Genomic DNA, 13,616 nt, shown 5'->3' with positions numbered 1-13,616 from the left:
TCGGGCCGCCCGCTGGCCGCGCACCGGGCGGATGCGCGGCCAATACGCACCCGCCCCGTCCGGGTCTCGGACGGGGCGGATTGCGCGGGCGGGTACTCCGTGTTACTTGGCGGCGGTCTTCGTCGCGTCCTTGTGCCACGTGTAGACGACGAACTTGAACGCCTTCAGGTCGCCCTGTGCGTCATACGCGACCTTGCCGATCGGCGTGTCGAACGTCGTCTTGTGCATGTACGCGGCAACCTTGGTCGGATCGGTCGTCTTCGCGCCCGCGATCGCGTCGGCGATGATCTTCACCGCTGCGTACGACGGCATCTGGAACGGGCCGTTCGGGTCGCGCTTCTTGTCCGCGAACGCCTTCACGAGCGCCGCGTTGGCCGGATCGGCCGAGAAGTCGGCCGGCAGCGTGACGAGCATGCCTTCCGAAGCCGGGCCGGCGATCGCCGTCACGTCCTTGTTGCCCACGCCTTCAGGGCCCATGAACGTGGCCTTCACGCCCTGCTCGCGCGCCTGGCGCATCAGCAGGCCCATTTCCGGGTGATAGCCGCCGAAGTAGACGAAATCGACGCCTTGCGACTTCAGCTTCGTGATGATCGCCGAGTAGTCGGAATCGCCGGCGTTGATGCCTTCGAACAGCACGACCGGGATCTTCGCGGCTTCGAGGTCCTTCTTCACCGACGACGCGATGCCCTGGCCGTACGACTGCTTGTCGTGCAGGACGGCGACCTTCTTCGGCTTCACGTTGTTGATGATGTAATGCGCGGCGGCCGGGCCTTGCTGGTCGTCGCGGCCGATCGTGCGGAAGATGAAGTGGCGTTTCTTGCCTTCGGTCAGCTGCGGCGCGGTGGCCGACGGCGTGACCATCACGATGCCTTCGTTCTCGTAGATGTCGGACGCGGGAATCGTCGAACCCGAGCACACGTGGCCGATCACGTACTTGATCTTCTGGCTGACGATCTTGTTGGCGACGGCGACGGCCTGCTTCGGCTCGCATGCGTCGTCCATCATCACCACTTCGAACTTGTTGCCGCCCGCGCCGCCTGCCGCGTTGATCTGCTCGATCGCGGTCAGCGCGCCGGCCTTCACCATGTCGCCATACTGGGCGACCGAGCCGCTCATCGGACCAGCGATGGCGATCTTCACGGTTTCCGCTTGCGCGGCGGCAGCGCCCGCGGCGAACAGCACGGCGGCGACGGAAATGGACGTAAGACGGGACAGCGTCATCTGGGAGCTCCTCGATGTTGTTTAGTCATACGGGCAAAGGCGGCATGACTTGCGCAATCGAACAGCACCCGGGGCGAGGACATGGGACACGCCCGAGACACATAGAAGACGGAACTCCAGCGGAATGTTGCGTAGCGGGGCCCGGCTCTTGCAGTCCCCGAAGGGGACGTCTGGTTCGGAAAGACATCGTGATGCGTCTTGCATTGCGCAAGCGTTTCGCCTGCCCCGCTTGCCAAATCGCTTGATCGGAGGGATGGTCCGACAGCCATTGGCAAGGCAGTCGAAATTATATGGGCGTTTTTAAATCGTCTGTCAAAAATGCCGGTCGAGTGAGGGAAAACACGTAGGGATCGGGTGGCGGTCGGTAGCGATGACGGCGCAACCTTGAGGGGTCGAGAACGTTTGCTGGTGGTGCAATTTGGTTGCTATCGGGGTGGTCTTTCTGGCGCCGCTCCTTGTCGGGATTGAGATCGGGTGATAGGCGATCTTGCACGGCTTGTGTCGAGGTGGGTAAAGGGTCGCATCCTCTCGCCTCAATCAACTGATGATTGGGTTAGTGGGCACCATTGCAGTGCGTTGGGCTGAGCGGCTCACGCCTTCTGTTTGCCGACGATTTTCGTCGATTAGAAAGGCTGTCGTTATTAATATGAAATAATACGAATTCGCCTCTGCAATCCAGCCAGCCTTCCTCCGAGCCGCGTCCGCCGCGCTTCGTAGTCGCTTCAGGGCCGCTTCGACGGCCGTCCGTTGCCCAGCCGCCAGCCAGTGATCTGCCGTTTTTTTTCAATGCACATCACCTGATTCGGATCGCTGATGAATCATCCCTTCCGTCTTTCTTCCGCCGCCGCGTTTGCGTGTGCGCTTTCTGTTTCTGCCGCCGATGCGTCGGGTCGAGATACGCTCGTCGATCGGTCGGCGGGTGCCAATGTGTTTCGCTCGGAGCGGCGTGCTGCTGCTCGTGATGATGGGCATGCGGCACGTATGAGCCGACGCCGCGTGCAGTATGCCGCGCCCGTGGAACGCAGTCCGTTCGATACGCCGGATACGCGGCCGCTGCGTGTGTCGGGCGATACGCTTGTGGCACCGCAGCCTTCGTCGGAACACGAACCCGATTGGGTCTTGCCCGCGAATCGCGTCGCGCTCGGTGCGGGTGGCAGCGATAGTCTTGGTCGCGCGTTGCCCGGATACGAGCAGCGCGAGCAGAACTGGAATGAGTATCTGCGGGCTAACGGATCGCGACCGGCCGGAAGTGGCGGCTCGTATGCGCCGGCTCGTCCGTACGATGCTGCACGTGGCCCGCATGGTGCGCCTAATCCGTTCGATCCGTCGGTGCCGCAGCCGGAGACGCGCACGTTCTACGACAACGGCGCGGGCACGCATTGCACGGCAACGGGCGGTGCGGGTACTTCGCGGTCGTCTTGCAATATCGCGTGGTGATGCGCTGGGGTGGGTGATACAGCTGATAGCCGTTGCCCTACCCGGCGCGCTGCGCGACGTCGCGCAGCGCGGCCGCATCCTGCGGCGTCGCTCTTACAACTGCGTGATGATCAGCCTGCCAGGCTCAATATCGATTCGCGCCTTTCGGCCCGGAACAAAACACGCATCGCTGATCAGCCACATTCCACCAATCTTCATGTACGGGTAAAACTTCTCCGGCTTTACGTACGTTTTCGGCGTACCCCACATTTCCTGGATCGTTACGAAACGTTCCGTCTTCGGTGGTCGTGCTTTATGATTCGGCTTAGCCATGGGCAACTCTCGGATAGTTGGCTGTGGTTAGCGGGTCGTGAGTGTTGGTAGCACTTGCGGCCCGCGCTCGTTTACCGCGGCGTTTTGATGGTTCGGATTCCTCCTTTGTTGGTGGTTCGGTGGGAATGGGGCTTCGACGTGTGGATCAGGACGTGCGACGTATCCATCCACGCGCGCGATCATCATCGCTGGACATTGCCTATTAGACAGTGTTCGTTGCTTGGGCGCACGTTAGCCGTTGGTTATAGGCATGCAACGAGGTCAGTGCTCATGGCCATTGCGAGCGCTGATGGCGAACGTCGATCTGTCACAGTGAGCGATTGATCAGAACTTGACGCTTCGAAACAGTTTGATTGGATCGGGCGCAATGTATAAGTTCGGCTCGATACGGATGCGACTGCTACCCAATCTTTATTGTCGTTCGGGGCACCGGAAATTGCTGCGGGTGATGTCCGATTTCGGCATCTCGCTCAGACTGCTATCAACCCAAACCGGTCCTTGGGCGCAAGGCGGTTCCGGAAGCTACAGCGGACGCTCTCGACAAGGTGGCATCCGCCGACTGAGGCAGCTGTGAGTGGAAATAACGGCGTTCCAACATCAGGGGATTGTATGGGGTCTTGTCGACGCGTTCGTCATCTGCGCGTTCGCACACCTCTCTCCATCGCCGCCCGTGACCGTATCGAATATGAGAACAGATCTCCCTGCTGGCTGCTTTGGTTCATCAACCGCAATTAATAGGCTCCGGTCGCAACCGGCGAAAAAGCCGCGAATCGAGGCGGAGCGGTTAAAATGCAACTCGGCGGGTTACCTACCGGCCCTATAGGCCGGACGGTGGTAGCCAAGGACGCCAGATGTTCGCGATCGGAAGCCGCTTCGCCGAGTCACCATAAAAATTTTCAATAGACGAAAACTCTTATGCAATTGCGCTGGCTTCACATTAGCGACCTTCACGCGGGGCAGGACACGCAAGACTGGCTGTGGCCAGGCTTACAAACACACTTCTTTGACGACCTCGAACGACTAATCCCCGCGATGGGTGGTCTCGATTTGGTCCTATTTTCAGGCGACCTTACTCAACGTGGATCCGAGAAGGACTTTAGTACCCTGCGTCTGATGCTCGACCGAATATGGAAGAAGTTCGACGCGATCGGCTGCCAGCCGCAACTTTTCATGGTACCGGGCAATCACGATCTGGTACGGCCGGATAGCGCAGACCCAGTGGCGGTTGCATTGCAAACTTGGTGGGAGAACGCAAATGTGAAGGATGCGTTCTGGAAATCTACTGACAACGTCTACAGAAAGTTCATCGACAAGACCTTCGCAGGTTATACCTCATTTCGTCAGGAGCTTTTGCGTGACGGATTTCCGCTGTGCCCTACCAACGATGGATTACTTCCGGGCGACTGCTCTCATGTATTTGTGAAGGATGGATTGCGGCTTGGTCTGGTTGGGCTCAACTCGACATTCTTGCAACTTGGCGGAGATTCAAAGCTTGATCTGGACGTTCGTCAGCTTCTCGCGGTAACAGATAACGACCCAGACATGTGGTGCCGTTCAAACCATGTCAATCTGCTGGTCACTCATCATCCGGCAAGTTGGCTGTCGGAATCAGCTATTCAGCATCTGCGGGCCGAAATTTACCCTCCTACGCGGTTCACGGCGCACCTTTTCGGGCACATGCATACCCCGGATTTCGAAGCTCTTGGGAAAGGAGGTAGCGCCGATCGCAAAATGATTCAGGCTGCTTCACTCTACGGTCTCCGCAAATACGACAACGGCAAACACGATCGAATTCACGGGTATAGTGGTGCGCGCCTTGAAGTCGGAGAGGACGACGGTCGCATCCTGATATGGCCGCGGATCGGAACAACCATAGCTTCAGGTTCGCGCAAGTTCGTTCCCGATAATTCATTTGATCTTTCAGAACAAAACAATTTCACGCTGCCTCTGGGACGAGTCGCCGGACCCACAAGCCTTGAGGTCGTTTCAGAGCCTGTCAGTTTCGGTACAGCAGAGCAGGAAGCGGCCCTTGCTGCGAGTAGCACTGTCTTCACTATCGCGAACCAGGTACTGAAGTCTTCCCCCCAGCACCATCACGTGCGCCGACTTGAGCAAGGAAAGCTACGAACCGCGCTCGACAGCCATCGAGTAGCATGGATATCGGCCGATTGGGGCTACGCCGTAGATGAGTTTATCGCGACTGTAATGTCGACGCTAACATCACCAATCACGCAGATACATCGGATCAATCTCAATGACTACCGGGATCGCGAAACGTTCTTGTCAAAATTCGCCACAGAAATAGGTTGCAGTTTCCAAGAATTTTGTAAGTCGATATCCGGCGTCGAACGCGTGCTTCTCGTACTCGACGATGCGCCAGTTTCACGACCGAGCGCTCCTGAGAGTGCGTCGTGGGAACTGGAGGTCGCGACGATTGTCGATGCAATCAGGGAATACTGCCCTAATAGCATTGTCATCCTGGTCTCCCGACAACTGCCTAGCCGTGGTGATTTTTCGCCGCTGGACCTGAAACCTCTCGATGAACCGGATGTTCAGAGCTACATCGCGAATCATCCTTTGGGCGGAAACAGCCGCTCTGGGCCCGATGACGTAGCGGATATCCTGCGTCTAACCGGCGGCTTACCGGTAGAAATAGATGGCATCCTAAGAGAACTGGAGTTCATTTCCCTACCCGAACTTATCGAACTCCGGCTGACCGCGCCAACGTCAGACTCGGCCTCGGGCTCAGGATCCGAAGGTTTGGTGCCGGTCATTAACGCACTGAAGGGCGCCGCCGATCCAGATATTGCTCGCGCGTTTGATCTTCTTGTTGCGCTGTCTGCTTTCCCTTATGGCGAGACCTTGGCTCGCATTAAGCGGTTCGATTCCCAACGACCTTTCTATCCATCTCAGGCAGCCATTCTCGCCGACCGGGGTCTTATCGAGTCGATCGCTCAACTGCCGGCACTTAAGATTCGCGCGGCAACTGATACGCCAAGTCCGAAGCTAGTAGCAAAGAAGGTCGTTCGGGAGGCTGTTGAGGCCTCCCTTATTTCTTCCGCGCTTGACCAAAGAGATATTCGGGCTGCGTCGTTGTACTTCGGCGATCGATGGCTGATTGGCGAACCGAAGAGCATCCGCACGGAAGATCTGGCCAAGGCGCTGGGTGGAGATGGAGGACTTGGTAACCCTCACGCGGTAATCAATTCTTTGCTACGGCGAGCCGTGGAAGCCCAGGATGCGAATCGGATCAAGCGCGTCGTCCAGCTTGCCAGGCTCTTTATAGCAAATATGGGAAGTGGAGATAATTATCGGAGCAGTGTCACAGCCTGTCAGGATTTTTTGAAACTAATACCGCTGGAGGGTACATACGAGGATGACATGAGTTATTTTCAATGGAATCTAGCGCGGTGTCACCGGATGCTCGGTAAGCGCGACGCTGCCATGCGGATCTTTGAGGGCCTAGAAACGACGAAATTTGAGCGACGCACGCGCCAGCGAATCCTGCTCAACTGGGCTCTTACTACGCAACACAGCGATCCCATTAAAGCAAAAGACCTCGCTGCGCAGACGGTCGCGTTGGGAAAGGCAACGCTTGCAGGCCTTCACGCACAAGCGCTTCTCCTTCAACTCAGCCCTGAGGTTGAAAATCGATTCGAGCAGCTCCGCACGCTTGAGCGACGCGCTCGATCGAAAAAGGCAGTTGTTGTTGCCAACAACATTGCCTTCTTCATCGCCACCAGCGGTAGAGCCTCCGCGAGCGAGAAACGCACGGAGTTGCGAGCAATTGCGGCAAGCGCGAAGCAGAATGGTGACCCGTACAGCGCGGCACGTGCAATTGTTTCGCTTGGATTGCACGCTTCGGGCCAGAAATCCACGTTGAGCCGTGACGAGCTATCTGGACTGATCGAAGCATACCATTACCTCTATAACGAGAGGATAAGTTCGCTTTTCAAGGAATGCCACGAAGGTCTATGGAAGTATTTTATGGACAGTGTCGACGTTGAGAATCTCCTTCGTCTTTTCCGGCACAGTTCATTTATTTGGCGTATTCATGGCATGGAAGCACTTGAAGCGCCTTACATTCGGGAGCTTTCGGATCTCGTCGCCAAGCATTCGAGGAAGGCTGCTGAGCTTGAGAGTGCAGAAGGCGCATATCTTCTGATGCGGGCCGAAAAATTGCAACGATTATCGTCGACATAGTCCTTCGGACGGTTGACGAAGCCGATACTCAAGTGACCGTAATGGCCGAGAAACAACATTCACCTTCACAAATCGAGTGACTGTTTAGCGGGCGAGCCGACGTTTGAACGTCCACTCGTCGCGACGGCCGAATGTCGCCTCATGGCCGAACTGGGGCAGAGCGAGGACAAAGGGGCACGGCGAACTTCCGGCAGGTCTGCTGTAGCCAAGGGCCCCACGCCTCTGTTACATAGCGGCTTCCGATTCCTGCTGCCGCTTCTTGAAGTGAAGCCTTTTAGCCCCTTTGGACTCTGCCGAACTGGCTTCCCGAGCTCCGGACTGAAACTGAATTGCGATCTCCGAGTACGCGACACCGAACCTCAGACTTGAGTCGCGTTGCGAGCCAAAAATTCGGTGCTTCTGAAGTTCCCCAGGCCAATGGAGTCAAATAGATCGACGGCCCCCTCCACTGAAACAGCACCTAGCTTTCTGAGTGCTGCATTGATTGCTCGTTCCCCAAGCGCGAGCCCCGGATCATCTGTTGAGGATTGACGGGGAGGTAGTATTAGCTCCCCTCGCTCCCAAACGGCTGATGATTGAGCACCCTCTCCTCCGAAATAGTCCGTTTCGACATACGCTATTTTTCCGGCCTTCGAAAAGGTGGAAAGCGCATCTGCCACCAAAGTAGATAGTCGTTCGAACGGCTGGACATGGCTTGTGGTTTTTCCGGCAACAATCGAGTCATACAGCAAATCAGTCAGAGGAATTAGCGCGAGACCCTGCAACATCCGCACTACGCGAGCCTCGCGATACTGAATTGCGAAGTCGGATAAAATCACTTCCTGTCCAAGGATTGCGTGAATACAGTGAGGCATAGCAATAAATTATCAGGTTAGCGGAGTCTGGATTCATTTCTACGCAGCCGAAAACGTGTCGAATTGTCGTTGACAAATGCAGCGTATCTACCTGACAAGTACGTTGACAACCGTCTATTACTCGCCTCGATCGTCAAGATGGCATACGCATTAGACATTCGCGCAGACGCTTAAGCAACTCTCGGTTGTCAACGCAATCAACGGGACGAATATTGTCGAGTGCCGGGACATTAGAGTTTATCCACTTTTTGGCAGACTTCGGACCAGCAACCCAATAGATCGTATAGGCAAGATCAAGTTGCCCATTTAGATCCTTGGCGAGATCTTGGACCTCCTGAAAATCCTTGAATTTTACAAAAAGATCAGAGAACTCCTTCCAGCCATCGTCACCCGCGTAGTACTGTTCGAGCCGAATCAACTCAGAATCCTCCAAAGGAAATCAGATTGGCACCATCCGGATTACGTGCCGACGGTGCGAGGATTCCATCATAGCCGTTCTGGCCAGCCCAATCCCCTAATTTGTGGGTGTATTCGTAACTGTTTCTGGGGATGTCTTCCGGCGAGAACGGCATATAGTTCCTTAATCGACCTCACGCCTTATCTGGAGAGGTAAGTTGAAAACCCCACCGGACGCTTACACCTCGACTCCCCCACGCCATCACCTCATTCTCCTCGCGCGTGCAACAGACGCTCAAGTTTACCACCCATCAATTATAACGAATTCAACTTATTCAAGTAAAAATCCGAATTACCTTTATACCTGTCACCCCTACCCTTCATACCTTCAAAAAACTCAACTGCAAGCCGCTTCATTTCAGAAACAAACTCTGACCGATCTACAACCACCTTCACCGTTTCATGAACGGTTACAGCAACAATCACCTTACTTCCCTGAATATCAAAACTCACCTCAATAGGCTGATCCTGAAAATAAGTTTTAAACCCCTCCCCTCTAGCAACGCACACTATACCTTCTGCCAAATACGCCCACAACTGATCAACACAATCCCACATCTCCTTATTAAAAATCTCAACCCCATTTATCGAAATCTCAATAGCACCCTCAATGTAGTCCGGATCAGGAATCTTCCCACTGAAATCATAAAAATTGACAAACTTCCTCTTAATCTTGAGATACGTCTTTGCAACTATCATTCCATCTACTCTTTATAGAATTGGCCAACTCTGCCGTTATTCAAACCAAGCACATAATCGGCACCATCGCATGTACCTTTTATCTGATACATACCCTGAGAGCACCCTTCGCTTCTAGCAAGCCGCTATTTTTCTTCATGACACTACCAATAGCATCACTGACATCACCAATAGATATCTTCGAATCGAAGAAACTTTTCTTAACTTTAACCGATCCATCCCAATACTCTGGATGATGACGCTCCAGTATATGTTTCATTCCGCTCTTCTCCAACTTGAAAGTCTCTGAGCCAAGACGGAAATTTCGTCTTCTGAAATATTTCAAATCGTTGACGACTTTCTGCGGGCGTGCAGCCTTTGTGGGTCCACATGACAATCCCCAAGGATCGATCCAAGAGATGGGATTCGGTGCGTATTGATAGAAATGGATCCCGCCGACCAACCCAATCGGATCTGGACTAATGAACCGCCCGATATCGGGATCGTAGTACCGAAACAGGTTGTAATGCAGCCCTGTCTCCCGATCCAGATACTCCCCTTGGAAACGCAGGTTCTGCGGCCTTGGTATATGGACAGATGTCGGCGTCGCCTCCTGCACCGCGCCCCATGCCGGCGTCGACCGCTGCGGCGCCCGCGCGATCCACTCCTCCTGCACGGCGTTACCCCAAACCTTGTAGCGGGCCTGCCAGATCAACTCTCCACCCGCGTCAGTCAGTTCCTCCGGCAACCCCGACACATCGTTGTGGAAATAGTAGACCGCATCCCGTGCATCGGCATCGTTAGCCGCCGGCTTGCCCTGATCGATCCGCGCAAGCGGCACATAACTATTGGCCTCGTACAAGTACGTCAGCGCTTCCTCACCCTGGCGATCGTGATACGTCTCCTGCACGAGCCGCATGCCGCCCCACTGGAAATCCGTACCTGCGTATTTGCAGCGCTCACGCCCGGATTGCAGCTACCAGTCGTCACTGGTCATTCGAAATTAAATTTCGCAAATAGGATAGAATTTTTCTCCCGAGAGGAGATCCGAAATTTTCGTTCAAGAAAACAATTTCACCATACTCCTCCCTCGACACACTAACATCATGCTCACAAATATAATTGCACAAAATATCTAAAGCCAAAGGTACTTCATTAAAATCAATATAACTCAAAGCAAATTTTATTTCATTCTCCGAGAGGCGGTTATTAAATCCTTCTCCAAGCAACCGCAATCTCTCTAAATTTTCCATTTATTTCGCCTCCGGCAAAATCGGAATAGGTCCACTGCCTGGGGATGCCGTCACCACCCGACCGATAGCGGGCTGATAAACTGTGCGAATTTTAACACCATCCCTCACTTCCCAAGACACCCCCGTGGCTGGTTCTCCCGCCTTAGTAAGAGCCCGCCAGTTCCTGTCTGGGCATGCCATTTAGTGCTCGGAGAATTAACAATACCACCAACCTCAGAAATAATCTTTTTTGCATCCCACGATTCTGGGAATATGGTTTTCCCGGGGTTGCCGGGCCACATATGCCCACCACTCGTAGGGCTATCACCATGAAGGATGTGTTTACTTGCTTTTGGATCACATCCAAACAATCCAAGCGGATCAATCCAGCTTATCGGATTCCCATTGGAGTATTGATATAGATTAGTCCCACCGGACAGGTCGATCGGGTCCGGGCTGATGTAACGCCCAATATCAGGATCATAGTACCGGAACAGGTTGTAATGCAGCCCCGTCTCGCGATCTAAATATTGCCCCTGGAAACGTAGATTCTGTGGCCTCGGCACAGGAGCCGGTCCAGATGCAGTCCCCTGAACTTCGCCCCATGCCGGCGTCGACCGCTGCGGCGCCCGCGCGATCCACTCCTCCGGCACCGCATTGCCCCAAACCTTGTAGCGGGCCTGCCAGACCAGATCTCCACCCGCGTCGGTCAGTTCCTCCGGCAACCCCGACACATCGTTGTGGAAATAGTAGACCGCATCCCGTGTATTGGCATCGTTAGCCGCCGGCTTGCCCTGATCGATCCGCGCAAGCGGCACATAGCTATTGGCCTCATACAAGTACGTCAGCGCTTCCTCACCCTGACGATCGTGATACGTCTCCTGCACGAGCTGCAGCCGTCCCACCGGAAATGCGTACTCGTGTACCACCGACACTTCGCCCCAAGACGGCGTTGCCCGCTGTGAAGCCAGCGCGACCCATACCTCCTGAACCGCGTTGCCCAGAATTCCGTGTTGAACCAAATCATTGGCATCTGGTGCATTCTGGTCGATCCGCGCCAGCCATACGTAACTGCCCGACTCGTACCAGTAGGTCAGCGCCTCTTCGCCGCTCCTGTCGTGTTACATCTCCTGTACAAGCCGCACGCCATCCCACAGACAATCCGTGCTCACGTATTCGCAGCGCTCGTACCCGGACTCTTTTGCTGTCAGTCGCTCCGGCAAGATCACTGCGAATTTGGTCCAGTTAGCCCAAGGAGCAACCGAATCTAAGTTATCTGTCAAACCTCCCTGCTACAAGCAGCTTGTCTTTCTTGCCCCCCCAAGGGTCATCACGCAAATACATTGCTTGCCGATGAACCGCTTCTGAGGCAAACGTGAATTTGTAGAAAACCTCTTCTCCTTCACAGACTTCGTAATACACATCGTAACAATCAAGTGGTAATGGCACCGTGATCTTAAATTTCTCTATCGCCGAGGCAACTTCGAGCGAATTGCGATCCTCAATACGAAAAGGCGCAACGATGCACCGTGCGGCTCGTTCATCCATCTCGAACTTGTCTACCACCTGCAAGTACACCTTTGCACCAAAGGCATCGTCGGGGAGCGGGTCGAAAATGAGGTAGTCGGCATACAGCACCGCACCTTGATCGATGTTACCCGTTCCCCATTGGCTCAAACCCTCATCGTACGGTCTAGACCGAACCAAAATTTGACTATGGGAGATCAACAGATCAACCGTTTGGCCGAGATTGTCACTCATCGTAAGTTTCCACCTTAACTCTTGTTCCGTCTGGTAAATCAGACAACGCATTACCGATACTGGATCCGGCACCCCGGTTGTCGCTCGGGTCAATATATCTCACGCTAGCACCGTTACCCCCCTCCTTGAACATCGCCATTGGCCACTCGTCGCGATCCATACCTGTTTTTGTTTTGACGCCAGACAGACTGAGCTTCCGATTAAGCTTTGCGCTACCTCTCTGAACGGTCACGATATCTGCGTGACCGTTGCCGATGGCATCGGAGATATGTCCGAATGTCTGCGGATATTCGGATCGTCTCAAACGGAGGGTGTAGTCATAGTTCTTTGCTTTAGCTTTGGCTAGGGTACAGCCAGCCCATCCCCATGGGTCGATCCACGTGATCGGACTCGGTGTATAGCGATATAGATTGTGCCCACCGTTCAGCCCGATCGGATCCGGATTGATAAACCGTCCGATATCCGGATCATAGAACCGGAAGGTGTTGTAGTGCAGGCCAGTTTCGCGGTCCAGGTACTGCCCTTGGAAACGCAAATTTTGCGGCCGCGGGACGTGAGCGCGCGTCGGCACGGTTGCCTGGACCTCGCCCCATGCAGGCATCGGTTGATTCCGCCTCCGTGCAATCCATTCCTCCGTTACCGCGTTGCCCCACACCTTATAGCGGGCTTGCCAGATCAACTCGCCGCCAGCGTCGGTCAATTCCTCCGGCATTCCCGACACATCGTTGTGAAAGTAGTAGACCTTGTCCCCTGCGTCAGCGTCGTTTGCCGCTGGCGTCCCTTGATCGATACGCTAGCGGCCTCCGTTTAGCTTGCGGATCCGCCGACCAAACGCGTCGTACTCGAACGTCGTCGCGACGCCGAGCCGGTTCTTCGTCACAACGGTCTTGAGTTGATGCCAGTCGTCATATTCGAAGTTCTGCTGTTACGCGCGAGATGGATCGAGCGCGCGGAAATCAGACCATGACAGCGTGTTAGAACTGCCGCAAAGCGCAGACAGTTGACCGCTATTGCCAATAGAGACGTAAAAGCCCGCATGCCCGTCCCTTGTTCGAGCTTAACTTTTAGTTTGAAAAACCAACAGCGTCTTCGTTCCAGATGCCGTCACATTCCGATCTCCCAATGAAATACATAAATCGGCAAGTATATTAGTCGCAATAGCAAAAGCGTTGGGTTCCGCTGTTTTCATACGATCTGAATTTGGCCAGAATATTGCGATTTTCTCATCCTCCAATTCATCCAAACCCGACCAAAGTGAATCAGCCAGAGCATCCCAACTCCGATTGCTTTGCAATGGTGGATCTAGCGGGCAATTGCTACGAATCGCATCGTAAAACTGATCCTTGGATGCAATTTCTGAAGGCAAAAAAATAACTCGCCAACCACCATGACTGCACTCTTCGGCAATATGTTTCGCTTCGACCGAATCGACCACATAAAGTCCTGGCTTATCCTTCATCAT

General features: G+C 54.5%; 13 protein-coding genes and 1 pseudogene. 2 read left to right on the top strand and 12 right to left on the bottom strand.

Features of this window, described 5'->3' with window-relative positions:
- Positions 1–102: 102 nt before the first annotated feature.
- Entirely contained in the window at positions 103–1,221 is a 1,119-nt protein-coding gene (locus ACPTTC_RS21465) for a branched-chain amino acid ABC transporter substrate-binding protein (RefSeq protein ID WP_059584440.1), read from the bottom strand.
- Between the two features lie 981 nt (positions 1,222–2,202).
- Between ACPTTC_RS21465 and ACPTTC_RS21460 the strand changes: the two genes are divergently transcribed.
- Complete coding sequence (locus ACPTTC_RS21460) at positions 2,203–2,658, top strand: hypothetical protein (protein WP_423393814.1); 456 nt, start codon at positions 2,203–2,205, stop codon at positions 2,656–2,658.
- A 93-nt stretch (positions 2,659–2,751) separates the two neighbouring features.
- On the opposite strand, the gene ACPTTC_RS21455 is transcribed toward ACPTTC_RS21460, so the two are convergent.
- Positions 2,752–2,970 carry a hypothetical protein gene (locus tag ACPTTC_RS21455; protein ID WP_175953161.1) on the bottom strand — a complete coding sequence of 73 codons (219 nt, stop codon included), beginning with the start codon at positions 2,968–2,970 and terminating at the stop codon, positions 2,752–2,754.
- A gap of 915 nt (positions 2,971–3,885) precedes the next feature.
- Here ACPTTC_RS21455 and ACPTTC_RS21450 point away from each other — a divergent pair.
- A complete protein-coding gene (locus ACPTTC_RS21450; RefSeq protein WP_423393813.1) occupies positions 3,886–7,173 on the top strand; it encodes a metallophosphoesterase family protein in 3,288 nt (1,095 codons plus the stop codon).
- 359 nt (positions 7,174–7,532) lie between these two features.
- Here ACPTTC_RS21450 and ACPTTC_RS21445 read toward each other — a convergent pair whose 3' ends face one another.
- The 10 genes and pseudogenes from ACPTTC_RS21445 to ACPTTC_RS21400 form a co-directional block, all read right to left on the bottom strand.
- On the bottom strand, positions 7,533–7,991 hold the full coding sequence (locus ACPTTC_RS21445) for a hypothetical protein (protein ID WP_423393812.1): 459 nt from the start codon (positions 7,989–7,991) through the stop codon (positions 7,533–7,535).
- 169 nt (positions 7,992–8,160) lie between these two features.
- Positions 8,161–8,445: a hypothetical protein gene (locus tag ACPTTC_RS21440; RefSeq protein ID WP_423393811.1), complete on the bottom strand. Its 285-nt coding sequence runs from the start codon at positions 8,443–8,445 to the stop codon at positions 8,161–8,163.
- Between the two features lies 1 nt (position 8,446).
- A complete protein-coding gene (locus ACPTTC_RS21435; RefSeq protein ID WP_423393810.1) occupies positions 8,447–8,599 on the bottom strand; it encodes an RES domain-containing protein in 153 nt (50 codons plus the stop codon).
- Positions 8,600–8,738: 139 nt separating this feature from the next.
- Entirely contained in the window at positions 8,739–9,182 is a 444-nt protein-coding gene (locus ACPTTC_RS21430) for a hypothetical protein (RefSeq protein WP_423393809.1), read from the bottom strand.
- A gap of 79 nt (positions 9,183–9,261) precedes the next feature.
- A complete protein-coding gene (locus tag ACPTTC_RS21425; protein WP_423393808.1) occupies positions 9,262–10,080 on the bottom strand; it encodes an RHS repeat domain-containing protein in 819 nt (272 codons plus the stop codon).
- A gap of 67 nt (positions 10,081–10,147) precedes the next feature.
- On the bottom strand, positions 10,148–10,414 hold the full coding sequence (locus tag ACPTTC_RS21420) for a MafI family immunity protein (protein WP_423393807.1): 267 nt from the start codon (positions 10,412–10,414) through the stop codon (positions 10,148–10,150).
- A gap of 104 nt (positions 10,415–10,518) precedes the next feature.
- Entirely contained in the window at positions 10,519–11,298 is a 780-nt protein-coding gene (locus tag ACPTTC_RS21415) for an RHS repeat-associated core domain-containing protein (RefSeq protein WP_423393806.1), read from the bottom strand.
- Between the two features lie 367 nt (positions 11,299–11,665).
- Complete coding sequence (gene comJ / locus ACPTTC_RS21410; protein ID WP_423393805.1) at positions 11,666–12,154, bottom strand: competence protein ComJ; 489 nt, start codon at positions 12,152–12,154, stop codon at positions 11,666–11,668.
- Positions 12,147–13,067 (bottom strand): annotated as a pseudogene (locus tag ACPTTC_RS21405) (RHS repeat-associated core domain-containing protein); the annotation flags it as partial. The gene comJ and the pseudogene ACPTTC_RS21405, both read right to left, overlap by 8 nt.
- Positions 13,068–13,211: 144 nt before the next feature.
- Positions 13,212–13,616 (bottom strand): barstar family protein, encoded by a 405-nt coding sequence (locus ACPTTC_RS21400; protein WP_423393804.1) that lies wholly within the window; start codon positions 13,614–13,616, stop codon positions 13,212–13,214.

It is taken from the genome of Burkholderia mycopellens, from assembly GCF_964265025.1.
Lineage (GTDB): Bacteria > Pseudomonadota > Gammaproteobacteria > Burkholderiales > Burkholderiaceae > Burkholderia.
This window is presented reverse-complemented; position numbering and strand designations above follow the sequence as displayed.